The sequence below is a fragment of the Streptomyces sp. NPDC006997 genome, from assembly GCF_040635175.1.
GTDB lineage: Bacteria > Actinomycetota > Actinomycetes > Streptomycetales > Streptomycetaceae > Streptomyces.
In genome coordinates, this window is the sequence record NZ_JBEYHH010000051.1 from 2421 (window position 1) to 23785 (window position 21365).

At 70.9% G+C, this 21365-nt stretch carries 18 protein-coding genes and 1 pseudogene; 8 read left to right on the forward strand and 11 right to left on the reverse strand.

What is annotated here, in order from left to right:
• A pseudogene (locus ABZ659_RS32600) lies at window positions 1–595 on the forward strand (hypothetical protein); the annotation flags it as partial.
• Between the two features lie 175 nt (window positions 596–770).
• On the opposite strand, the gene ABZ659_RS32605 reads toward ABZ659_RS32600, so the two are convergent.
• Window positions 771–1970 (reverse strand): IS701 family transposase, encoded by a 1200-nt coding sequence (locus tag ABZ659_RS32605; protein ID WP_360227521.1) that lies wholly within the window; start codon window positions 1968–1970, stop codon window positions 771–773.
• 316 nt (window positions 1971–2286) lie between these two features.
• Here ABZ659_RS32605 and ABZ659_RS32610 point away from each other — a divergent pair, with 316 nt between their 5' ends.
• Genes ABZ659_RS32610 through ABZ659_RS32620 form a run of 3 tightly spaced genes read left to right on the forward strand, consistent with a single transcriptional unit; the run spans window position 2287 to window position 4673 of the window.
• Entirely contained in the window at window positions 2287–2694 is a 408-nt protein-coding gene (locus ABZ659_RS32610; protein WP_360227443.1) for a YciI family protein, read from the forward strand.
• An 8-nt stretch (window positions 2695–2702) separates the two neighbouring features.
• Window positions 2703–3851 (forward strand): DUF6596 domain-containing protein, encoded by a 1149-nt coding sequence (locus ABZ659_RS32615; protein ID WP_360227524.1) that lies wholly within the window; start codon window positions 2703–2705, stop codon window positions 3849–3851.
• A 45-nt stretch (window positions 3852–3896) separates the two neighbouring features.
• Window positions 3897–4673 (forward strand): Tn3 family transposase, encoded by a 777-nt coding sequence (locus ABZ659_RS32620; protein ID WP_360227446.1) that lies wholly within the window; start codon window positions 3897–3899, stop codon window positions 4671–4673.
• A gap of 276 nt (window positions 4674–4949) precedes the next feature.
• On the opposite strand, the gene tgmC is transcribed toward ABZ659_RS32620, so the two are convergent.
• Genes tgmC through ABZ659_RS32635 form a run of 3 tightly spaced genes read right to left on the reverse strand, consistent with a single transcriptional unit; the run spans window position 4950 to window position 7409 of the window.
• Complete coding sequence (gene tgmC / locus ABZ659_RS32625) at window positions 4950–6149, reverse strand: ATP-grasp peptide maturase system methyltransferase (protein WP_360227449.1); 1200 nt, start codon at window positions 6147–6149, stop codon at window positions 4950–4952.
• Window positions 6146–7132, reverse strand: a complete 987-nt coding sequence (gene tgmB / locus ABZ659_RS32630) for an ATP-grasp ribosomal peptide maturase (protein WP_360227452.1) — start codon at window positions 7130–7132, stop codon at window positions 6146–6148. Before tgmB ends, tgmC begins: the two co-directional genes overlap by 4 nt.
• Before the next feature lie 4 nt (window positions 7133–7136).
• Window positions 7137–7409 carry a putative ATP-grasp-modified RiPP gene (locus ABZ659_RS32635; protein ID WP_360227455.1) on the reverse strand — a complete coding sequence of 91 codons (273 nt, stop codon included), beginning with the start codon at window positions 7407–7409 and terminating at the stop codon, window positions 7137–7139.
• Between the two features lie 159 nt (window positions 7410–7568).
• Here ABZ659_RS32635 and ABZ659_RS32640 point away from each other — a divergent pair, with 159 nt between their 5' ends.
• Both ABZ659_RS32640 and ABZ659_RS32645 read left to right on the forward strand, forming a co-directional pair.
• On the forward strand, window positions 7569–8933 hold the full coding sequence (locus ABZ659_RS32640; protein ID WP_360227458.1) for a Tat pathway signal protein: 1365 nt from the start codon (window positions 7569–7571) through the stop codon (window positions 8931–8933).
• A 13-nt stretch (window positions 8934–8946) separates the two neighbouring features.
• Entirely contained in the window at window positions 8947–9240 is a 294-nt protein-coding gene (locus ABZ659_RS32645) for a DUF6087 family protein (protein ID WP_360227461.1), read from the forward strand.
• A gap of 493 nt (window positions 9241–9733) precedes the next feature.
• On the opposite strand, the gene ABZ659_RS32650 is transcribed toward ABZ659_RS32645, so the two are convergent.
• Entirely contained in the window at window positions 9734–9946 is a 213-nt protein-coding gene (locus tag ABZ659_RS32650) for a helix-turn-helix domain-containing protein (protein ID WP_360227464.1), read from the reverse strand.
• 222 nt (window positions 9947–10168) lie between these two features.
• Between ABZ659_RS32650 and ABZ659_RS32655 the strand changes: the two genes are divergently transcribed.
• Complete coding sequence (locus tag ABZ659_RS32655; RefSeq protein ID WP_360227467.1) at window positions 10169–10864, forward strand: hypothetical protein; 696 nt, start codon at window positions 10169–10171, stop codon at window positions 10862–10864.
• A 107-nt stretch (window positions 10865–10971) separates the two neighbouring features.
• Here the strand turns inward: ABZ659_RS32655 and ABZ659_RS32660 are convergent, their stop codons facing one another.
• From ABZ659_RS32660 to ABZ659_RS32675, 4 genes are all read right to left on the reverse strand, one after another.
• The gene (locus ABZ659_RS32660; RefSeq protein ID WP_360227470.1) at window positions 10972–12186 is read right to left on the reverse strand and encodes a cytochrome P450; all 1215 of its coding nucleotides are present in this window, start codon (window positions 12184–12186) and stop codon (window positions 10972–10974) included.
• Window positions 12187–12332: 146 nt separating this feature from the next.
• The gene (locus ABZ659_RS32665; protein ID WP_360227473.1) at window positions 12333–13916 is read right to left on the reverse strand and encodes a DUF6851 domain-containing protein; all 1584 of its coding nucleotides are present in this window, start codon (window positions 13914–13916) and stop codon (window positions 12333–12335) included.
• Between the two features lie 159 nt (window positions 13917–14075).
• On the reverse strand, window positions 14076–15593 hold the full coding sequence (locus tag ABZ659_RS32670; RefSeq protein WP_360227476.1) for an FAD-dependent oxidoreductase: 1518 nt from the start codon (window positions 15591–15593) through the stop codon (window positions 14076–14078).
• A 433-nt stretch (window positions 15594–16026) separates the two neighbouring features.
• Window positions 16027–17622 (reverse strand): MFS transporter, encoded by a 1596-nt coding sequence (locus tag ABZ659_RS32675; protein WP_360227479.1) that lies wholly within the window; start codon window positions 17620–17622, stop codon window positions 16027–16029.
• A 588-nt stretch (window positions 17623–18210) separates the two neighbouring features.
• On the opposite strand from ABZ659_RS32675, the gene ABZ659_RS32680 reads away from it, so the two are divergent.
• On the forward strand, window positions 18211–19491 hold the full coding sequence (locus tag ABZ659_RS32680) for an NAD(P)/FAD-dependent oxidoreductase (RefSeq protein ID WP_360227482.1): 1281 nt from the start codon (window positions 18211–18213) through the stop codon (window positions 19489–19491).
• A gap of 114 nt (window positions 19492–19605) precedes the next feature.
• Here ABZ659_RS32680 and ABZ659_RS32685 read toward each other — a convergent pair whose 3' ends face one another.
• Both ABZ659_RS32685 and ABZ659_RS32690 read right to left on the reverse strand, forming a co-directional pair.
• A complete protein-coding gene (locus ABZ659_RS32685; protein ID WP_360227485.1) occupies window positions 19606–20163 on the reverse strand; it encodes a DoxX family membrane protein in 558 nt (185 codons plus the stop codon).
• A gap of 152 nt (window positions 20164–20315) precedes the next feature.
• On the reverse strand, window positions 20316–21224 hold the full coding sequence (locus tag ABZ659_RS32690) for an aromatic prenyltransferase (protein ID WP_360227488.1): 909 nt from the start codon (window positions 21222–21224) through the stop codon (window positions 20316–20318).
• Between the last annotated feature and the right edge of the window lie 141 nt (window positions 21225–21365).

Here is a 21365-nt window from a genome sequence, read left to right on the forward strand (position 1 = left end):
CATCGGCTGGGACCTCAACGCCAACGGCGACGTCTCCGGCTGGAGCGACATCAAAGCCGTCCCCGGCTGGTTCGGCTGGGAGAACCAGGGCGCCGGTATCGCGCTCGGGGACATCAACGGAAACGGCAAGCAGGATCTCCTCGTCTTCCATGTCGACAATCCCGACGGAGACAACCACGGCTACTACCGCATCGGCTGGGACCTCAACGCCAACGGCGACGTCTCCGGCTGGAGCGACATCAAAGCCGTCCCCGGCTGGTTCGGCTGGGAGAACCAGGGCGCCGGGGTGGCCCTGGGGAACATCAACGGAAACGGTATGCGCGACCTTTTGGTCTTCCATGTCGACAATCCCGGCGGAGACAACCACGGCTACTACCGCATCGGCTGGGACCTCAACGCCAACGGCGACGTCTCCGGCTGGAGCGACGTCAGGCCGGTCCCTGGCTGGTTCGGCTGGGAGAACCAGGGCGCTGACGTGGCCCTGTGGGACATCCGCGGTGACGGGAACTCCGACATGCTGATCTTCCACGTCGACAATCCGGCCGGGGACAACCACGGCTACTACCGCATCGGCTGGGATCTGGAACCGGCCTAGTACTCCAGCAGTACTTCGTGGCTTGACCTGGGGGAACGTGGAGCGGTGGGAGTGTCGCGGGCAGGATGCCGTCACGGACGGCTTCCGCCCGCACACCCCTCGAAGGAGTGCCCACGACGGCGGTAGTGGCAGTGGCGGGCCACAGCTTGGCGTCGTCGGCGCCAGTGCGACCAGCTCAACGCGTGGGTGAGGGTGTGAAGGTCTCGGGGTGCGTGAGCTGCCAGGAGACGCCGCGCTTCCGCCACGGTGAGCTCGATGACCACGGCATCCTCACCGGTGGATCCCCTTTTTCGGCTGCTCGCGCGCTTATCGCCGCGAGGAAGGTGTGGGCGAGCATGGCCAGGGTGATGTGTCGGTACCAGCCGACGTAGCGGCGGACTTCGTACTCGTCCAGGCCGCACTCGTTCTTCGCCGCCTGGAAACACTCCTCGATCGCCCACCGAGCGCCGGCGACGCGCACCAGTTCATCCACTGCGACATCCAGCGGTGCGTAGCCGAGGTAGTAGGCAATCTCGTCCGGCCGGCTCAAGCTGCGTCGTGCCAGCGCCCACCGCCGACGGATCAACACGCCGTCCTGGTCGTCGTATTCGGCTACTGGCCGCGACTGGACGGCCGCCCAGTCGTACTCGCGCTGCCCCTTCGCGCCGGCGCCGCAGGAACGGCGTTCCCATGCCTGGTCGGGGGCCTGCTCGAAGGCTCTGTCGATGCGTGGGCCAGCCAGGGAGAACTGGGACTTGGGGACGGCCAGGACGTAGCCGACGCCGGATGTTTCCAGCATCCGGCGGAAGCGGTTGTCCTGTCCGTAAGCGGCGTCCGCCGTGACCCAGGCGATCGGCAGCGGCGAGGCCAGCGCTCTGCGGACGATCGTCGCCGCGAGGGTGTTCTTGGTGGCGAACTCCCGTTGATCGGGGATCTTGGCCGCGCGGCAGCGGTCGCGGTCGTCGGTCCAGGACTTGGGCAGGTAGAGCTCGCGGTCCACGAGGGCGCGGCCGATTGTGCTGGTGTAGGCGGCGAAGACGCCGATCTGGCAGTTCTCGGTGCGGCCGGCGGTGCCGGAGTACTGCCTTTGGACGCCGGCGGAGGTAGTGCCCTTCTTGAGGAACCCGGTGACGTCGATGATCAGTACCCCGTCGGGGCGGCCGAGGTGTTCGGCGACGTAGGTCTGCAGGTCATCGCGGATGTCGTCGGGGTTCCAGCGGGCTCGGGAGAGCAGGTGCTGCAGTCCGTCGGGGGTGGTATGGCCGACGTGTTCGGCAAGTTGCCAGCTGTTCTTGCGGGCTACCGGGGCGAGCAGTGCGCGGACGTAGTCCCGCATACGGCGGCGTGGTTCGACGCGGCCGAAGTGGTGCCCGATGGTGGTGAGGAGGTGGTCCAGGTCGCGGTCCCAGGTCTCGGCTGCCTGTTCGGTGATCACGACCCGAGGCTTCCCAGGGCACGGGGCGACCTTGCCGTCGTGGGCACTCCTTCGAGGGGTGTGCGGGCGGAAGCCGTCCGTGACGGCATCCTGCCCGCTACACTCCCACCGCTCCACGTTCCCCCAGGTCAAGCCACGAAGTACTGCTGGAGTACTAGAGGCCGGGGCAGGCCGCTCGGGAAAAACACGTGGGTGGGATGTCGAGAACGCGGGTCCGGCTCCGTCCCTGGAGTGAACGTGGCCACAATGGCCGCACGAGCCCCGAGGAGAGCCCACGATGGCCAAGTACCTGCTGCTGAAGCACTACCGCGGCGCCCCGGACCCGGTGAACAACGTGCCGATGGACCAGTGGACGCCGCAGGAGATCGCGGCGCACATGCAGTACATGCACGACTTCGCCGCCCAGCTGGAGAAGACCGGCGAGTTCGTCGACGCCCAGGCACTCGCTCCCGAGGGGGCCTGGGTCCGCTACGACGGTGAGGGGCGCCCGCCGGTCACCGACGGGCCGTTCGCGGAGACCAAGGACCTCATCGCCGGGTGGATGGTCATCGACGTCGACAGCCACGACCGTGCCGTGGAACTGGCCGGGCAGTTGTCGGCCGCTCCCGGCGCGGGCGGCAGGCCGATCCACGAGTGGCTGGAGGTGCGCCCGTTCCTGGCCGCGCCGCCCACCATCACCGAGTGAAGGCGCCCATGGACGAGGTCCTCCTGCGGAGCCTCACCCCGGGCGTGCTCACCGTCCTCGTCCGCCGCGGAGCCGACTTCGCGGCGGCCGAGGACGCCGTCCAGGACGCCCTGATCGAGGCCCTGCGCGTCTGGCCCGACGCTCCCCCCAGGGACGCCAGGGGCTGGCTGGTCACCGTGGCGTGGCGCAAGTTCCTCGACCAGGCCCGCACGGACGCCGCCCGACGGCGGCGCGAGGAACGGATCGAGGAGGAGCCCGGGCCGGGGCCCGCGCCCGCCGCCGACGACACCCTCCAGCTGTACTTCCTGTGCGCCCACCCCTCGCTGACGCCCGCCTCGGCCGTCGCGCTCACCCTGCGCGCGGTCGGCGGGCTCACCACCCGGCAGATCGCCCACGCCTACCTGGTGCCCGAGGCGACCATGGCGCAGCGCATCAGCCGGGCCAAGCGGACCGTCGCCGGGGTGCGCTTCGACCGGCCCGGGGACGTGGCCACCGTGCTGCGCGTGCTCTACCTCGTCTTCAACGAGGGCTACTCCGGCGACGTCGACCTCGCCGCCGAGGCGATCCGGCTCACCCGGCAGCTCGCGGCCCGCGTCGACCATCCCGAGGTGGCCGGGCTGCTCGCCCTCATGCTGCTCCACCACGCCCGGCGCGCCGCCCGCACCACTCCCGACGGCGCTCTGGTGCCCCTCGCCGAGCAGGACCGCTCCCGGTGGGACACCGTGCTGATCGCCGAGGGTGTCGGGATCCTGCAGCGGGCCCTCGCCCGTGACCGGCTGGGCGAGTTCCAGGCCCAGGCCGCCGTCGCCGCCCTGCACGCGGACGCGCCGAGTGCCGCCGAGACCGACTGGGTGCAGATCGTGGAGTGGTACGACGAACTGCTGCGGCTGACCGACAGCGGCGTGGTCCGCCTCAACCGCGCCATCGCCGTCGGGCAGGCCGACGGGCCGCGCGCCGGGCTCGCGGAACTCGCCGGGCTTGACCCGTCGCTGCCCCGGCACACCGCGGCGGCTGCCTACCTCCACGAACGCGACGGCGACCTGGCGGCCGCGGCCCGGCTGTACGCGCAGGCGGCGCGGCAGGCCTCCAACCTCGCCGAGCGCGACCATCTGACGCGTCAGGCGGCGCGGCTGAACTCCCGTCAGGGTCCTGGGTGATACGACGGTCAGGCCGCCCGTGGGCTTGCGGAGGAGACGATGCGGGTGGCTGCGGCGTCGAAGAACAACCCGGCGGATCTGATCAACATCGCTCCGGTGTTCGCGCTCGCCCACCTGCTCGGGATCGATCTGATGCCCAGGATCCGCAACTGGGAGGACTGCCTGTTCTTCCGCCCGTCCCGCTCGGTCACCTACGAGCACATCGACGCCCTGTTCGGTGAGCCGGGCCGCAACGTGATCGACTGGAAGCTGATCGAGACCCACTTCAAGGACCTGATGCGGGTGACCGTCTCCGTCCGCGAGGGCGCCATCTCCTCCACCCTGCTGCTCAAGCGGCTGCGCTCCGGCTCCATGAAGAACGCCACCTACACCGCCTTCCGCGAGGTCGGGCGGGTGATCCGTACCGTCCAGCTGCTCCGGTTCCTCTCGGACGCGCCGCTGCGCGGCAGGGTGACGGCCGCGACCAACAAGGTCGAGGCGTTCAACGGCTTCAGCGACTGGGTGCGGTTCGGCCAGCGCGGCACCGTGACGCGCAACGACCCGGTCGAGCAGGAGAAGGACGTGAAGTTCACCTCTCTGCTCGCCAACCTGCTGATCTTCCACAACACCCTGGACATCGCGGACGTGGTGCGGCAGTTGCAGGCCGAGGGCGAAGTGGTCGACCCGCTGGACCTGGCCCAGATCTCGCCGTACCTGACAGAGCACGTCAACCGGTTCGGCGTCTACTCGACCCACGAGATAGGCATCGCCCCAGAGGACTACGACACCCGCCTCGATGTGGACTTCAGCGTGCTGGACGACGACCAGGCCCCGGCCGCGTGACCGCGCGGCGCCCCCTGGACACAGCCGACCTCGACGGCCTCTCTTCGAGGTTGGGCCTTCCGGAGTACAACGGCCGCGTGCGCACGCGGTAGCGGGGCCTGGCTCGTTGGGCAGCCTGAAGGGGCGCCCGGCGGGCGCCGTTGCGGGAGGTGAGAGGTGCGATGGCACAGCTGTCGGAGGAGGAACGGTCCGCCCAGCGGCGGATCGTGACGACCGGGCGCCCGGCCGGAGGTCCGTCACATCCCTCCGCCCGGGCGCCCGGAGACTTCGGGCCCGTCAGGGCCTCGGGAGCGGCAGGCCGGGCAGGTGCGGGTGGCGCAGGTGCTGCCCGCCGTCGTAGACGTGCAGGCTGAACGTCTCCGGCCCCGGCCGGCCCGCCTCATCGTACGCGGACAGCACCCGCTCGATCCGCTCCCACAGCCGCACCGGGCCGCCCTCGCGCACCTCCCACCGGCCGTCTGTGGGGGTGAGGGTGGCAGCGGAGCCGGTGACGACGTCGACCAGGTGCACCGTCTCGCCCACGGTCGTCATCTGCGCGTCCGGTGCGGCGCACTGGGCGAGGAAGCGCAGGTGGAACGCCTTCTCGGTCCCGGCGGTGATCCGCTCCGGGCTGTGCCGGGCCGCCCGGCCCTCCTCCGGGAGGCCCGCTGCCCAGTGGGCGGGGTTGCCGAAGGCCGGCGCCGCGTGGGTGCGGGCGGACATGAACGACACGGTGCCGCCCAGCAGCTGCCCCTCTGCGGTGTGGTCGCCGTTCACGGTAAGCAGGACGCGGGCGTATCCGTAGAGCCATCCCGACAGGGTGATCAGGATCTTCCCGCCCGGCTTCACCTGGGCGAGCAGGGCCGCAGGGACGGCGCGGAAGGAGCAGGCGGCCACGATCCGGTCGAACTTCGCCTCGGGCCAGTAGCCGTACAGGCCGTCCGCCACCGCCAGGGTCGGCGTGTAGCCGCAGGCGTACAGTGCGCTCGCCGCCTGCTCCAGCCGGTGCGGGTCCACCTCGATGCTGGTGACGTCTGCGGAGCCGAGACGCTCGCAGGCGAGCGCGGTGGAGTAGCCGGTGCCGGTGCCGATCTCCAGCACCGTGTGCCCCTCCTGCACGTCGGCGTCCGCCCACATCCGTACGACGAGCGACGGCAGCGTGGACGACGAGGTCGGCGCCCCGCCGTGCCGCACCTGCGGGGCCTTCCAGTCCGGTTCGTCGCCGTCGAACTGCGTGATCAGCGTCGTGTCGGAGTACGCGGCGGCCAGCCAGCGGCCATAGTCGGTCTCGGCGGTGACCGGATCCCACACCGTCAGCCCCTGCCCGTCGCGCTCGTCGGCGGGCAGGTAGAAGCCCGGCACGAACCGGTGCCGTGGCACCCGCTCGACCGCGGCCCGCCAGCCGGGATCGGCAAGGACGCCGTCGTCGGCGAGGGCCTTCACCATCGCCTCGCGCAGACGGGCGGCGTCGGTCTCCAGGTCGGCGGGCATCGTCATCGCGCCCCGCCTCCTTTCGTGCTCGTGCTCAGGATGTCGGCGAACGCCGTCGTGATGTCGCCGGCGTCGGGCAGCCAGCCCCACTGGCCGTTCGGATTGCACTCGATGAACACCCAGTCCTCCGCGGCGTCGCCGTCGCCGGTGAGGGCGAAGTCGAAGCAGCCGAAGACCAGGCCAAAGGTGGCGAGGTAGCTGTGCAGCGCGGCCTCGACCGGCGACGGCACGACGATCGGGGCGTGCAGCAGGGCGTCCCAGTCGCCGCGGCGCCAGTCCAGCGCGCCGTCCGGCGCGGCGATCTGCTGGGCGAACACCTTCTTCCCGACCACGGTGACGCGCACGTCGCCGGTCTTGAGGATCTCCGCCTGGAACAGGTGCGCGGTCACCGCGAGCGTGCCATCGAAGGTGTCCGCATCGACGCGCTGGGCCCAGATCGCGCCGGTGTGCCCGTCCTCATCCCGGGGCAGGCCGCGGAACGTCTTGTAGATGACCGGGCCGTGGTCGGCGGCGAACTTCCGCGCCTGCTCCACGTCGTTGGTGACCAGCGTCGGCGGGATGGCCAGGCCGAGCTGGGCCGCCTGCTTCAGCTGGGCGGGCTTGAAGTCCGCGGCCGTGACCGCGCCGGGATGGTTGACGTAGAAGGCGCCGTGCAGGTGGTTCAGGATGCCGCCGAGCCCGTGCCGGGCCTCGGCGGCGGCGAAGTCGCGCTGCTGGGCGGGCAGGTGCTCGAACCGGGCGGCGTAGGGGGTGGGGCGGCGGTAGTACACCGCCGCCACCTCCCCCAGCTCCACCTCCCGGCTGCCGGTGACCAGCCGCCCGGCCCAGGCCGGCGCCCCGGCGCCGATGCGGGCGCCGAAGGTCAGGCCGGGGCCGATGTCGGCCGGGTCGACCCGTGCGACGGGCACCTCGCGCTCGTTCAGCGCGGCGATGACACGGTCCGCGGTGACGTCTTCCAGCGCGGTGACGACCAGGACGGTGGAGGCCATCAGATCAGTCCGACTCGTAGTCGGTGGTGTTGTCGTCCTGCGTCTGCGGCTGCGGGTTCTGCCCGTCGCCGCCACCGGACATCGAGGCCGTGCCGGTGGTCTTGCTCGTGCCGTGCTTGCCCATCTCCACCACCTCGCCGGCGGCGTCGGTGTAGCGGGCGGTCTGCGTGGCCGCGTCGAGCGTCACCGCGGCGTACGACGGCGGGCCGACCGGAAGCCGGCCGGTGACCAGCCGCATCGCCCACGGAACCTGAGCTGGGGGTGCAAGCGTCGCCATGCGTTCGTCCTTCCCCTTGCCTCATGCGGATAGCCCGAGCGGCCACCGCCCGAGCAGAATCCGCCCCCGGCCAGGGCCCTGACCAGTACCGTAGGGGCCGCGAACCGTGGCGAAACCGCCACGTTCCGTGACAAGTGAGTCGGGGAGGGTGAGGCACCGGTGCCGAGCAGATCGAGCAACCCGCACCTCGCGCTGTGGATCGCGGCCACCGGCCTGTCCCACGGCGAGATCGCCCGCCGGATCGCCGCCGAAGCGAAAGCCCAAGGTCACCGGCAGATCGCCCCGGACGCCACCCGCGTCCGCCGCTGGCTCGACGGCGAACGCCCCCGCCCGCCGGTGCCCGCGCTGCTGGCGGCGGTGATCTCCGACGCGGTCGGCCAGCCGCTCACCCCGGGTGATCTCGGCCTGACGGCCGCCGGGCCGACGCTGGATAGCATCCAGCTCCCGCTGCTGACCGAGGCAGCCGCCCAAACCCTGGCCGGATGGACCCAGATGGACCTCTTCCTCGACCGCCGCGACACCCTCAAGCTCGCCCTCGGCGCCCCGCTGATCCTGGCCGCCGAGCGGATGCTGGGCGGCACCGCCCGCCGGCTGAACCGCGACACGAAGGGCTTCGACACCGACACCACCGCCGCCCTGCAAGAGGTCACCGCGTTCTTCACGAAGGCCGACGCCTCCAAGGGCGGCGGCCTGTACCACTCCGCGATCGTCGCCCAGCTCGCCGAAGTCGCCCGCCGCGTCCAGGACGGCATCCCGCCTTCGCTGAAGAGCCGGGTCTTCGCGGCGACCGCCGACCTCGCCGCGCTGGCCGGGTGGGTCAGCCACGACAGCGGCCGGTACGCCACCGCCCAGCGGTACTGGTCGTACGGCATCTACGCCGCCTCCGAGGCCGGGCAGCCGGACCGCGGGGTGGAGATCGTCACCCGCATGTCCCACCAGATGATCTACCTCGGGCATCCCCAGGACGCCCTCGGTCTCCTCGGCGTCGCCGCGAAGAAGGCGACCATCCCCGCGACCCGGGCGCTGGTCGCCTCCCAGACCGGGAGGGTCCACGCGGCCCTCGGCGACGAGCAAGGTGCCGAGCGGCACCTCGACGCTGCTGACGAACTGGTCGCGGACGGCCTGGGCGACGTCCCCGCATGGGTGGACTACTTCGACGCCGCCGAGCACGCCGGTGCCCGCGCCGTCTCCGCCCGCGACCTCACCGGCACCGGCCGGAACCGTCGCGCCAGTGATCACTTCACTGACGCGCTCGCCCTGCGCAGGCCCGGCTTCGACCGCGTCCGCGTCATGGACCGCATCGGCCTGGCCGCCGCGCTGTTCACCGAGGGCGAGCCGGAGCAGGGCGCCGCCGCGGCCCACCAGGCGCTGGACGAGGCCACCCGAGTCGACTCCACGCTGGTCGCCTCCCGGCTCAACACGCTGCTGGACGCGGCCCGGCCGTACCGGACCGCCGCGGTGGACGAGGTCCGCACCCGCGCGGCGGATCTCGCCGCGGCCCGGCCGACCACCGTCGCTGCCTGAGACCATCGAGCCCATGGGCAAGCACTCCCGACCCGGACCGCCAAACCAGCCGTCCCGCGCGCTCCCGCACGTCGACGCCGACGATCCGTTCGCGGCGTACTACAAGCGGCGTCGCCCGCCGCTGGACGTCTGGCGCCGGCACCGCCCCCTGAACGGTGGTGGCGACCACCTCCGCCCGGACGAGCCACGGGCTTTGGAGGAATGGGACGGCTTCGCCTACGTCCCCGTCGGCACCGCCGACGACCTCGCAGCCGCCCGGGCGTGGGCCAACGAAGGTGTCCCGGGCACCGGTGCCGCAGCCGAGTAGGTGAGGGCGGATGCCGCCCGGCAGCCGGTCGAACCGGGCCAGCCGGGGCAGGGCGGCGCAGACTGGTGCCGTGGAACAAGACGCCCCGGAGGCCCGGAACCCCATGATCGGGAAGTCCGATCCTGACGAGTGCCCCGCCTCGTGCACCGCCCGGGACCACGGTCACTGCTGGGCCTGCGGAGCACGCACCAGCCACCCCAGCCCGCCATACGGCCTGTGCCCCGCGTGTCTGCGTCACGAGAGCCAGCCCTACGACTGATCCCGCACACGCCGGCGGCGCGCTCGCGGTTGAGCAGCCGGACCGCCGTGACCCCGCTCAGCGTCGGCCGTTGTCCAGGTGACATGTGCGGACACCGGTGCTCTGCGGCCCTCGATAGCCCTCCCGGCGTTGGGCGAAGGACCGCACCCTGTTGACTGCCCTGTCATGGCAGATGCCCCCTGGTCTCCCGGTTCTGCAGGGCCAGGGGGGCATCGAGGGCAGGCCGCCGCAGGCTCAGGACCCTGTGCGGCGCGGGGCTCCGCCCCTGGATCGGAAGGTCGTTTTGGCGTCCTCCAGCAGTCGGTGGACGCCGCCGTAGGAACGGCCCGTCTCCTCCGCCAGGGCCCGTATGGAATTCCCGCCCTCGTACTTGGCCTTCAGGTCGGCCGCGAGCTTGTCGCGGTCCGGGCCGGGCGTGAGCCGGCGGACCGCAGTCTTGTTCGGCATGGGCTGATTCCTCCCGGCGGGAAGACCGCGACGAAGTACCACACCGCCCGCCTCCGCTTCGGCAAGCGCGCGGTAGACGGAGGCGACGGAGGGGTGCCGGCCTCCCGAGGCCGAAATAGAACCATCAGCGTGCGGCATGGAGCTGCCCACAGGCAGCAGGCGGTCGCGCCGGCACACATCTGTGGGTGTGCGCACTGGTGGCAGCGGCGCGAGCATGAGCATATGGACAAGCGCCTCAAGGTGTCCTCCCGCACCGTCGCCGCGGCTGTATTGCTCGTGGTCATGGCTGCCTGCTCCGACAACTCCGACCAGGCATCCGTGAACGGGACAACAGCCCCAAGCACCCCCACAACCCCAAGCACCCCGACAGACGGAGCGCCGCCGGGGGCGGAGGTGCTCGGCACAGTACGGACAGGCGAGCCGCTTACCGTGACGGTCCTGGCCAGCGACACCGCCAACGATCCAGAGCGATGGCAGTTCACCGTACACAGCGTGATCTGCGGTAAGCCGCTGGACAGCGCCGTCATGGCCTATGCAGGTGAGTCGGTCGGCTCCCCCACCCCCACTCCCACACCGGAGACGGGCAAACAGTTCTGCGTTGTGGCCATGGAGGCGCTCAACGTCGGTAAGAGCGAGGCGGTCTGGAACGCCGACAACACGGTGAGCCTGAACGTCGGCGACACTCGTTACACCCAGTCGCAGAAGGACTCCGCCTACGCTTCGGACTACGCGCAGTACTTCAGTAGTAAAGGACAGAACGGACCGACCTTCGGGCTCAACCCGGGCAGCCGAGGACCGGTGCACGGGGTCTTCCAGATCCCGACCGGACAACAACCGACCAGCATCTGGATCACCTCCGGCACGGCAATCACAACGATTGACGGCGTGCAGCCGGGTTATCTAGTGCTCCTTAAGTGAGGCCCAGGGGCCCCAAGGATCTTCCCGGCAGAGCAAGATCATCCCGTGGCGGCTTTTGGGCTCACCTTGGCCGGGGGCCTGCCGTTGCGGGTACGGCGGTGGGGCCGCTACGGGGTGAAGCGGACCGGGAGGGTGCGGGGACCGTGGATCATCATGCCGGGGCGCCAGGTGAGGGCCGCGGGGTGGATGTCCAGGGACAGGTGGGGGCAGCGGTCCAGGAGGGTGCTGAGCGCGATGCGGGCTTCCAGGCGGGCCAGGGGTGCGCCCAGGCAGTAGTGGATGCCGTGGCCGAAGGCGACGTGGCCGCGGGCGTCGCGGGTGATGTCGAAGCGGTCGGGGTCGGGGAACCGCGCGGGGTCGCGGTCGGCGTCGGCCAGGGCGATGAGGACGAGTTCGCCGCCCGCGGGGATGGTCGTACCGCCGATGGTGACCGGTTCGGTGGTGAAGCGGTAGGTGGGGGTCTCCACGGGGCCGTCGTAGCGGAGCATCTCCTCCACGGCGTTGTCGATGAGGGCGGGGTCGGCGCGCAGGGCGGCGAGTTGGCCGGGGTGGGTGAGCAGGGCCAGGACGCCGTTGGAGATGAGGTTGACGGTGGTCTCGTGGCCCGCGACGAGCAGCAGCCAGGCCATGCCGATGAGTTCCTCCTGCGACAGCCGGTCCCCGTCGTCGGTGTCGGTGTCGGTGTCGGCTGGGGGGTGCATCAGGGCGCTGAGGAGGTCGTCGCCGGGGTGCTGGCGTTTGTCGTGCACCAGGTCGGTGATGTAGCGCGCCATGTGGGCGGCGGCGGTCTTGCGCAGGTGCGGGTCGGTGGCGTCGAGGGCGTCGTTGGACCAGGTGCGGAAGGAGGCGCGGTCCAGGTCGGGGACGCCGAGCAGTTCGCAGATCACGGAGATCGGCAGCGGGAAGGACAGTGCTTCGACGAGGTCGGCGCGGCCGTCGGGGGCGGTGCGCATCCGCTCGACGAGGGTGTGGGCCGTCTTGTGGATGCGGGGGGCGAGTTCCTCCACGCGGCGGGCGGTGAAGGCGCGGGCGACCAGTTTGCGCAGGCGGGTGTGGTCCGGGGGGTCGGCCCGGAGCATGTGGGGGCCCGAGGAGACCGTGCCCAGGGGCAGGTCGGGTGAGGCCCTGCTCCAGTCCTTGGAGAGGCGGGGGTCGGCCAGGGCGGCCCGCCCGGCCTCGTAGCCGACGACGAGCCAGGCCAGCGCGCCGCCTTCGGGCATCCGGACGCGGTGTACGGGGCCGTGGTGCCGTAATCGGGCGTAGACGGTGTAGGGGTCGCGGGTGAACGGTTCACCGAGCGCGGCCAGGTCGAAGACGTCCATGGGCACCACCTTCAGCGGGCTGTGTTGCGCGGGCTGTTGGCATGGTGCCCGCTGGGCGGGGCGGTGGCCAGGCGGCGCCCGCCCGTGTGTCGGGGCGGGGGCGGGCGGCGGGGCGGGGTGCCGCCGCCCGCGGGGCGCTGGCGGGGTCAGTGGGCGGCGGTGCCGGTGATGTGGCGCTGGATGAAGTCGTGGGCGCGGTCGCCGAACTGGGCGCCCCACTTCAGGGACCGGTCGACGGTCGTCTGGAAGTGCACGCCGCCCCAGACGCGGCTGTCGGCGCAGTCCCGGTTGAAGTCGGACCAGGTCCGCCAGCTCAGGGTGAGGTCGCGGGCGGGGACCTGGCCCGGCTCGGTCTGTCCGGAGCCGGCGGGGAAGTCGACCGTCCAGTCGAGGACGTCGTCGCCGAGGTAGCGGCGGGCGGCCTGCGCCTCGGCGGCGCACAGGGTGGTGGAGCCGGAGGGGTACTCGGCGTGGTCGCCGACGGGCAGGTAGGACTTCCACTCGTCGGCGGGCACGTCGCTGGCGGTGCCCTCACCGGCTCCGGCCCAGGCGGTGACCTTGCCGCGGCCGTAGACGTGGCGGACGGCGGTGAACGGCCGTACGGCGTCGTACTTCACCTTCCAGTGCCAGGCGGCGATCAGGTCGTCGAAGCGGGCCACCGAGACGACGGCGAACAGGTGGGCCCAGGCGTCCAGGTCGAGGTCGTGGGCGAGGGCGGCGGCGGCCGGGGCCTGGGTGATGCCCGCCAGCTTGTTGTCGAACCACTCGGCGAGCAGCTTGCGTTCGTCGGTGAGGGTGGCGGACGCCTTGAGGACCGCGTCGGTGGAGCGTTTGTAGGCGCGGGCGTTGGTGTGGTGGGTGTGGTCGGGCGGGGCGAGCGTGAACCGGCCGGGGTCGGTGAAGGTGTAGGGCTTGACCAGGCGCAGTTGGGGGGTGACGAAGCGCTGGATGACCCAGATGCCCTTGTCGCCGGGTCCGCCGCCGACGCGGCGGCGGTGCGGGTGCATGGCGGGCTGCCAGCGGGAGGGGTGGGTGATGGTGTAGGGGGAGTTCACGGGCTGGTAGCCGGTGTAGTCGTCGTAGGGGGCGCTGGGGTATCTGCGGCCCGTCTCGCCGAGGTGGTTCATGCCGTCGTGCCAGCGGGCGGCGACGGCGGCCTTGCCCGCGGTGTTGCCGATGCCGACCGCGGTGGTCAGGTCCTCGGAGTCGTCGTCGGGGTCGAGGCCGACGGCTATCAGGGCCTGCCGCATGATCGGCTCGCGTTCTTCGAACAGGGCCTTGGCGACCTGGTATCCGGCGTGCAGGCCCGCGATGTTCTTGTTGCGGTTGGTGGCGGACTCGGTGGCCGGGCGGCGCGGGATGCGGCAGTGGATGCCGACCGCGGTGGGGTGGTAGGGGGCCAGCGCGTCGAACCAGGAGATCTGCAGGGTGCTGGTGAGCCAGACGAAGATGGTGGCGTCCATGGGGCCGATCGCGCCCTCGGGCGGGAAGACGCCGTCGGCGCGGGTGGTGATCAGGTCCCGGATGAAGTTGCCGTGGTCGAAGTCGAAGTTGACCACCGGTCCGTCCGCCGCCGCGGCCGGCGGGGCGGCGGTGGTGGCGGTGGCGGTGGCTCCCAGGGTGGCGAGCGTGGCGGTGGAGGCGCCGCCGATCAGCAGCGACCGGCGCCGCGGGGTGGGGCGGGAGGCCGCAGGGGACCCGGGGGGCTCGGGGGACTCGGACGTGGTCATGGGTGTCCTTTCGGCTTTCGTCTGCGCAGCAGGGGCCGCGAAGGGGTGCCTGGGCGCGGGTACGTCCCCCACCGGGCTGGCGGGGCCTGCCTGGTGGGGGACGTAGCGCGGGAACCGGCCGGGCGGGGCGGCCCCGGGAGGGGGTGGGGTGGTCGCCGGTCAGCTGCCGATGCTCTGCGGGTGGCGGAAGAAGTCCGGGGCGTCGTAGCGGCGTTTGACGGCGAGCAGGCGGGAGTAGTTCTCGGCGTAGTACGCCTGCCGCCAGTCCCCCAGGTCGGGGTTGGGGAAGTTGAGGTAGGACTCGCCGCTGGAGAGCGGGTCGATGATGTCGAACGCCGCGGTGGGCCACACCATGGCGGCCTCGGCCTCTTCGGCGGGGGGCTGCGGGTTGGCCAGCAGGGTCGCGCAGGCGACGAAGAACTCCGCGCCGCGGTGCACGTAGGCGGTGTGGGTGCGCGGCACCCGGTTGGCGGCGCCGCCCAGGGCCGTGAAGTACAGGTAGGTGGTGTGGCCGGGCCTGCGGTTGGCTTCGAACGCGGCGAGCAGGTCGGCGGTGCCGGAGCTGCCCGTGGGGCGGTCGAGCAGGCGGGTGCGCTCGCGCAGGAAGGGGGTGCGCTGGATCTTGGCGTCGGGGTTGGAACCGGCGCGGTGGCATTCCTGCACGGTCATCTGTTCGCAGGTGTAGACGGCCTTCATCGCCTCGCCGAAGGGGTATTCCCGGACGTGGCGGAGGGTGGGGGTGGCGCCCGCTTCGGCGGCCAGCTCGTTCAGGGCCTGTTCGATCTCCTCCTGCGGCCCGTGGTAGCCGCCGTGGATCTTGATGAGGGGGACGTTGCCGGGGCCGCCGTCGCGGACGAGTACGGTCAGGGTCGAGCCGAGGTCGTCCGAGCCGGCGGAGCACCACTCCTGCCAGGCGGTGATGACCTCCTGTGCCTTGTCCCAGGGCCAGTAGGTGTCGAAGTAGACCAGGCGGGGCGCGGTGATGGGGCGTACCTCGAAGTCGACGGCCACGCCGAAGTTGCCGCCGCCGCCCCCGCGCAGGGCCCAGAAGAGGTCGGGGTGGCTGTGGCGGGAGGCGCGCACGATGCGGCCGTCGGACAGGACGACGCGGGCGGAGACGAGGCGGTCGCTGCCGATGCCGAACTTGCGGGCCTGGAAGCCGATGCCGCCGCCGGAGAGGTAGCCGCCCTGGCGGATGGTGGCGCAGGTGCCGGTGACGATCTGCCGGTTGTGCGGCTGGAGGGTGGTGACCGCGTCGATGCTCTGCACGCCGGGGCCGACGCGTACCGTGCGGGGGCCGACGGCGATGTGGCTGAGCCGGGAGACGTCGAGGATCATGCCCGTGCCGGTGGACCATCCGGCCAGGTTGTGGCCGCCGCTGCGGGTGTGGACGGCGAGGTCGTGGTCCTGGGCGAAGGCGATGGCGGTGGCGACGTCCCTGGGGGTCTCGCAGTAGACGATGCCCTGCGGTCTCACGGTGTCGAGTTCCACCAGGACGCATTGCTTGGAAGAGGTGTAGGCGTCGTCGGTGGGCAGGACGACGTCTCCGCGCAGGTGCTTGCGCAGCTGCTCCCATTTGTTTTCACTGCCGTAGACCGCCCCGACGGATGACCCGACCGTGGCGGCGGCGAGCGCGATGCCGCCACCGCTGCGCAGAAGGGATCGTCTACTCAGCATCATTCCTCCAGGACCGCGGACCAGAACTGACAGGTGGCGTTCATGCTGGGTCTTGGTGGGTCAGAACGTCGGTCTGGCATTCGCTTTCCTGCGCCGAGCAGGGCCGACGGGCATGACACGCCCCATTTTCGTTACTCGGCGAAGTTTTCATGCCGGGCGCTCGGCATGTCAAGGGGATTCCTTTTTCCTAGCCTATTTCAAGCGGCTCTTGAGCGGCGGCTGATAGGGTGCGGGGCCGAATTCAGAGGAATGCATTCCGGGCCGGGGATAAAGGGTCGCATCTGCCGCTTGGTGCGGCCCAGGGCTATTTCGGCCGACATCGGCGTGCCCCTCGGGCGCGCGGGTGAGGAAACAAAAAAGGGGGCGGGGCCCCCGGGCGCTTGGTGAGCAGCGTCCCGGGGGCCCCGCCGTGTGTGCGCCGGGGCGGGGGGTGTCAGGCGGCGACGGTCTTGGTGTCCTGCGCCTCGTCGGGCGCGGCGGTGGAGGCGGGGGCCTTCGGGCCGCGCAGGGCGATGTAGACGAACAGGACCGCCATCACGGCGACGCCCGCCCACATGGACTGCTGCCAGCCGTCGACGTAGGACTCCTTGGCCGCGTCGGCCAGGTCCGCCGCGCGGGAGCCCGCGCTGGGTGAGACCTCCAGGGCGGTGGCGATGCCCTCGCGGGCGGTGTCCGCGGTCTTCTCGGGGATGCCGGCCAGCTCGTCGTCGATGGCGTTGCGGTACCCGGCCGACAGGATGGCGCCGAGCAGGGCGACGCCGAGCGCGGTGCCGAACTCGCGGGTGACGTCGTTGAGGGCGGAGGCGACGCCCTGCTTCTCGCTGGGCAGGGAGCGGGTGATGGCCTCGGTGGAGGGCACCATGGAGAAGGCCAGGCCGATGCCCATGACGATGATGCCGGGCAGGATCGACAGGTAGCCGCCGTCGACGGAGACGAACAGCGCCATCAGGGCGAGGCTGACGCCGATCAGCGCGATGCCCAGGCTCATCGTGGCGCGCGGGCCGACCTGCGCGGCCAGCCGGGGGGCCAGGCCGGAGGTCGCCATCATGGCGATCGCCAGCGGCATCAGCGCCGCCGCGGACACCAGTCCCGACCAGCCGACCACGGCCTGGAGGAAGGGGAAGAGGACCACGGCGATCCCGCCCTGGACGCCGAAGACCACGATCAGCGTGATGGAGCCGCCGGCCAGGCCGCGCTCGCGGAACAGGCGTACGTCCAGCAGCGAGGCGTCCCGGCGGCGCAGCTCCCAGACCACGAAGACGGTCCCCGCGATGAGGCCGACGGCGAGGCTGGCCAGGGTCACCGAGTCGCCCCAGCCGCGCTCCGGGCCCTCCTGGAGGAAGTAGATCAGGGCGGCCACGGAGACGATGGACACCAGCGCGCCGACGGTGTCGAAGGAGTGGGGGCTCCGCTCGTGGGAGTTGGGCACCGACTTCAGCGTCATGACCAGGGACGCCACGATCAGCGCCACGGGCAGGGCGAACAGCCAGCGCCAGTCGGCGACGTCGACGAGCAGCGCGGACAGGAACATGCCCAGGATGCCGCCGCCTCCGGCGACGCCGGTCCACACGCCGATGGCCTTGCCGCGCTGCTCCTCGGGGAAGGTCGAGGTGATCACGGCCAGGGTGATCGGCATGATGATCGCCGCGCCGACACCGCTGGCCACCCGCGCGGCGATCATCACCTCGGCACTCGGGGCGGCGGCGGCCACCACGCTGGCGACGCCGAACAGGACCAGGCCCGCCAGCAGCATGGGCTTGCGGCCCAGACGGTCACCGATCGCGCCGAGCGGCAGCAGCAGCGCGGCCAGCGCGAGGGTGTAGATGTTGATGATCCACAGGACCGTGCTCTGCGAGGTCTCGAAGTCGACCGCCATCTCCGTCTGGGCGACGTTCAGCCCGGACACCGACGCCATGACGGCCATCAGCGCGACGGAGACGGTGATCAGGATCGCGCGCAGCTGGCGCGCGTCCAGCGCGCCCCCGCTGCTCCCGCCAGCGGGTGCCGCCTGTTCAGGGTTCGTGCTCATGGGTTCCTCTCAACAAAAGGGGTGCCGGGGGTCGGCGCCGGGGGGACCGGCTGCCGGGTGGAGGGGTGGCGGGTGCGGCGCTGTCCGCTACCCGCGCGCCCGGCACCCCGGAGGGCGGCGAGGGCGGCGTACCGGTCCGTGCTGCCGGATCCGGTGGCGAAGGGCGCTGGCCGTCACGGGGGCCAGCACTAACGGACGACTTTTAACAGCCATGGGCAAATGATAGCAGCTGTCACTTGGGAGTTGTTAGAGATTGGGTGTCTCTCGCGCTGGCGGGACGCGGCGGCCCGGCCCCGGCAGGCGCGCGCGGCGGGCGCGGGCTCGGCGCGGGCGGCGGGCGCGGGCCGTGGCCGGCCAGCCCGCCGCGGGGCTGACCCCCTCCCCCTCCGGCGGGCCGGGCGGAAATGGGTTCTCCATTCACCCGAGGGCATTTCGAGTTCACCTGCTGCGGGTCTCCAGCCGTTCCCGTTCCGCGGGTTTTCTGCTACTGAGCAATCTCAGCGATGACACCGTGCGGGCCGGGCCGTCACTGTGGCCTTTGAAGCGTGTTCTCACTGGTGCGGCCACCTCGGAACGGGAAGGTCTTCAATGTCGTCCAATCTCTTCGGGTTTACTGGTGATTTCGACGTCATCGTCATCGGCGGCGGGCCCGCCGGCGCGACGACCGCCGCGCTGCTCTCCAAGCGCGGGCACCGTGTTCTCGTACTCGACCGTGAGCGGTTCCCCCGCTATCACGTCGGCGAGTCGCTCATTCCCGGCGTGATGGTTCCCATGGAGGAACTCGGCCTGAAGGAGCGCATGGAGGCCAAGGGATTCGAGCGCAAGTACGGCGGCACCCTGGTCTGGGGCAACAACGAGATCCCGTGGAACTTCTCGTTCTCCACCGGCGGCCGTATCCCCTACGCCTTCCACACCCGCCGCGCCGACCTGGACGCGCTGATCCTGGACCGGGCCCGCGAGCTGGGTGCCTTCGTCGTGGAGGACGCGACGGTGAAGGACACCATCGAGGAGGACGGCCGGGTCGTCGGCGTCCGCTACGCCCTGCGCGGCATGAACGCCACCCACGAGGCCCGCGCCCGCATGGTCGTCGACGCCTCCGGGCAGGCCCGCGTCATCGGCCGCAAGTACTCCGAGGTCCACTGGCACGAGCAGCTGCGCAACGTCGCGGTGTGGACGTACTTCGACAACTGCCACCGGCTGCCCGGCGACGAGTGGAGCAACATCCTCATCGAGGGCACCCAGGACGGCTGGTTCTGGGGCATCCCGATCGACAAGGGCGTCTTCAGCGTCGGCTACGTGACGCGCTCGGAGATGGCCAGCGCGTCGGGCAAGTCCCTGGAGGACCTCTTCGAATCCGAGATCGCCTCCACCACCAAGCTCAAGGAACTCCTCAAGGACGCCACCCAGGCCGCGGGTTACCGCTCCGCGCGTGACTGGTCCTACGCCAACGAGCGCTTCCACGGCGACGGCTGGGTCCTGGTCGGCGACGCCGCCGCGTTCGTGGACCCGCTGTTCTCCACCGGCGTGGCGCTGGCGACGCTGGCGGCGAGCACCCTGTCCAAGGTCGTCGACCAGATCCTGGAGCACCCGCACATCGAGGAGCAGGCGCTCGCCCGGTACTCCCGCTCCTACCAGGAGTTCTTCAACGACATCCGCGAGTTCGTCGAGGGGTTCTACGACCGCTCCAAGACCAAGGGCTTCTACTTCAACCTGGCCCAGGACATGGTCGACCCGGAGAAGAAGAACGACGCCGAGGTCGACTTCGTCAAGCTGGTCTCCGGGCTCAGCGGACGCCAGGGCGGCCTGTTCGAGCTGAACCTGGACGACCTCATCAAGGAGGAGGGCGCCGCCCCGGCCGCCGGGCAGTAGCCGCCCGGCCCGGCCGCGCCCTGAAAGCTCCTGGCGGCGGGAACCCCGAGAGGGTTCCCGCCGCCAGGAGCTTCGCCGTCCGGGACCCGTGCCGCAGGGAGTGCCGGGGCCCGGTCAGCCCGCCCGGTCCGGCGCGGTCACCGGGGCGGGTCCGGCCGCGGCCGGCGGCCTGCCCTCCTCCTGGGCGAGGATCTCCCGGCGCAGCCGGGGCACGGGGGGTGTCCCCCGGCTCCCGGCCCTGGAGTGCCCGATGATCACCAGGGCGCCCGCCACGATCACCAGGTTCTTCAGGATGTACTGGCCCTCCAGGGTGCCGATGCACAGGGATTCCCAGGTCTCCTTCGGGAACAGGAACAGCGGGGTGAACGTCCCCGCCATGTGCCCGAGCAGGACGATGATGGTGAGCGAGCGGAGTTTCCCGCTGACCAGGAGCAGCCCGATCACTGTTTCCAGGACGCCGGTCAGGACAGAGGCGGTCCGCCCCTCGATTATCCCGAACGTCAGTCTTGCCACGGTCTCCGAAGCCAGTGGTTCGGCCGGGCTCACTCCGGGAAAAAACTTCGGCACCCCGAACCACAGGAAAATAATTCCTATAGCGGTCCGGAGTGCCGTGACCCCGATGGAGGCGCCGAGTCCCTCAAGGAAGCGAACAACCTGTCCGTAGATGCGCATGGGCCTTTACTCCCCGCATGTGTCCCATTTCCGGATGAATCGCTTGAAGATTTTCATGTCCGGCTTAAGGCGCGGTGGAGACGGAGCAGGACGAAGCTGAACCTCGGGCAGGAGGGCGGTGGAGCAGGCGAGACTGGCGGAAAACGCCGTCCTCAGTGGCCGGAGGGCGCCGGGTTCAGCAGGACCCGGGCCTCCAGGGAGCCCTCGGCGAGCTGGTAGTAGGTCTGGAGCTTGAAGTACTCGCCGCCGGGGTGGGCCGCGACGTTGTAGAGGCCCTGGACGGGGCCGGGGTAGGTGTGCCCGACGCGGTCTGCGAACGTGGCCACCTTCTCCTCCAGGGCGATGCGCCCGGCCAGTGCCCGCGCGTCGGGGACCATGGTGGCGAAGGTGATCCGCTGGATCCTGTCGGAGTCCCACTTGAGGGTGGTGTAGATGCCGACCGCCTGCCGTGCCATCTGCAGCATCTGCTCGCTCGGCTCGCCCAGGCCCAGGTCGGACAGCATCGCGCGGACGGTGTCCGGCTCGCGGCAGCTGTCGGGGAACTGGAGGAAGTAGACGTTCACCGTGCGGCTCGGGTAGTCGATCCCGATCATGCTGTTGCGGTCGTCCAGGCCGTAGCGGGCGTAGAAGTCGAGGTTCTCCCCCAGGCTGGCGGGCATCGACGGCAGGGCGGCGACCTTGGTCAGCTTCTGCAGGTCGTTGCCGGGCAGGAACGTCCAGGTCTTCTTGAAGCCGTCGACGACGGAGAAGTCCACGCCGTGGGCGGTGACCGGCAGCTGCGCCTGGACGTCGTCCAGGAGGGTGCCCACCGGGTGGTCGGTCGCCTCGGCGATGTTCTTCGACACCGCGTAGCGGTAGGGGTTGACGTCCGCGGGCAGCGCCGTGAAACGGCAGTCCAGGTCCCGGCTGCCGCGGGTGGTCACCCGGAAAGCCACGACGACCTTCTGAAGGTCGTAGGCGGACAGGATCGGCCAGACCTTGTCACGCGAGGGGGATATGTTCAGCAGTCCGGACGTCTCCTCGATGGCGGCGTAAAGACTGTCCATGCCTGTGCTGGTCATTTGTCCTCCAGTTCACACTGAGTTTTTCTTTATTTCTGCGACGAGCAGGGCCGACGGGCATGGAACGCCCCATTTTCTTCACCCCGTGAAGTGTCGGCGTGAGGTACTCGCTATGTCAAGAAGGTCCCTTTCCTTAGTTCA

Bases quoted from the DNA above. Each gene is read 5' to 3' on its own strand.
- ABZ659_RS32670 (WP_360227476.1), bottom strand. From the start codon at position 15,593: ATGCTGAGTAGACGATCCCTTCTGCGCAGCGGTGGCGGCATCGCGCTC.
- ABZ659_RS32610 (WP_360227443.1), top strand. From the start codon at position 2,287: ATGGCCAAGTACCTGCTGCTGAAGCACTACCGCGGCGCCCCGGACCCG.
- ABZ659_RS32650 (WP_360227464.1), bottom strand. From the start codon at position 9,946: ATGCCGAACAAGACTGCGGTCCGCCGGCTCACGCCCGGCCCGGACCGC.
- ABZ659_RS32615 (WP_360227524.1), top strand. From the start codon at position 2,703: ATGGACGAGGTCCTCCTGCGGAGCCTCACCCCGGGCGTGCTCACCGTC.
- ABZ659_RS32685 (WP_360227485.1), bottom strand. From the start codon at position 20,163: ATGCGCATCTACGGACAGGTTGTTCGCTTCCTTGAGGGACTCGGCGCC.
- ABZ659_RS32655 (WP_360227467.1), top strand. From the start codon at position 10,169: ATGGACAAGCGCCTCAAGGTGTCCTCCCGCACCGTCGCCGCGGCTGTA.
- ABZ659_RS32680 (WP_360227482.1), top strand. From the start codon at position 18,211: ATGTCGTCCAATCTCTTCGGGTTTACTGGTGATTTCGACGTCATCGTC.
- ABZ659_RS32690 (WP_360227488.1), bottom strand. From the start codon at position 21,224: ATGACCAGCACAGGCATGGACAGTCTTTACGCCGCCATCGAGGAGACG.
- ABZ659_RS32660 (WP_360227470.1), bottom strand. From the start codon at position 12,186: ATGGACGTCTTCGACCTGGCCGCGCTCGGTGAACCGTTCACCCGCGAC.
- tgmC (WP_360227449.1), bottom strand. From the start codon at position 6,149: ATGACGATGCCCGCCGACCTGGAGACCGACGCCGCCCGTCTGCGCGAG.
- ABZ659_RS32645 (WP_360227461.1), top strand. From the start codon at position 8,947: ATGGGCAAGCACTCCCGACCCGGACCGCCAAACCAGCCGTCCCGCGCG.
- ABZ659_RS32635 (WP_360227455.1), bottom strand. From the start codon at position 7,409: ATGGCGACGCTTGCACCCCCAGCTCAGGTTCCGTGGGCGATGCGGCTG.
- ABZ659_RS32675 (WP_360227479.1), bottom strand. From the start codon at position 17,622: ATGAGCACGAACCCTGAACAGGCGGCACCCGCTGGCGGGAGCAGCGGG.
- ABZ659_RS32665 (WP_360227473.1), bottom strand. From the start codon at position 13,916: ATGACCACGTCCGAGTCCCCCGAGCCCCCCGGGTCCCCTGCGGCCTCC.
- tgmB (WP_360227452.1), bottom strand. From the start codon at position 7,132: ATGGCCTCCACCGTCCTGGTCGTCACCGCGCTGGAAGACGTCACCGCG.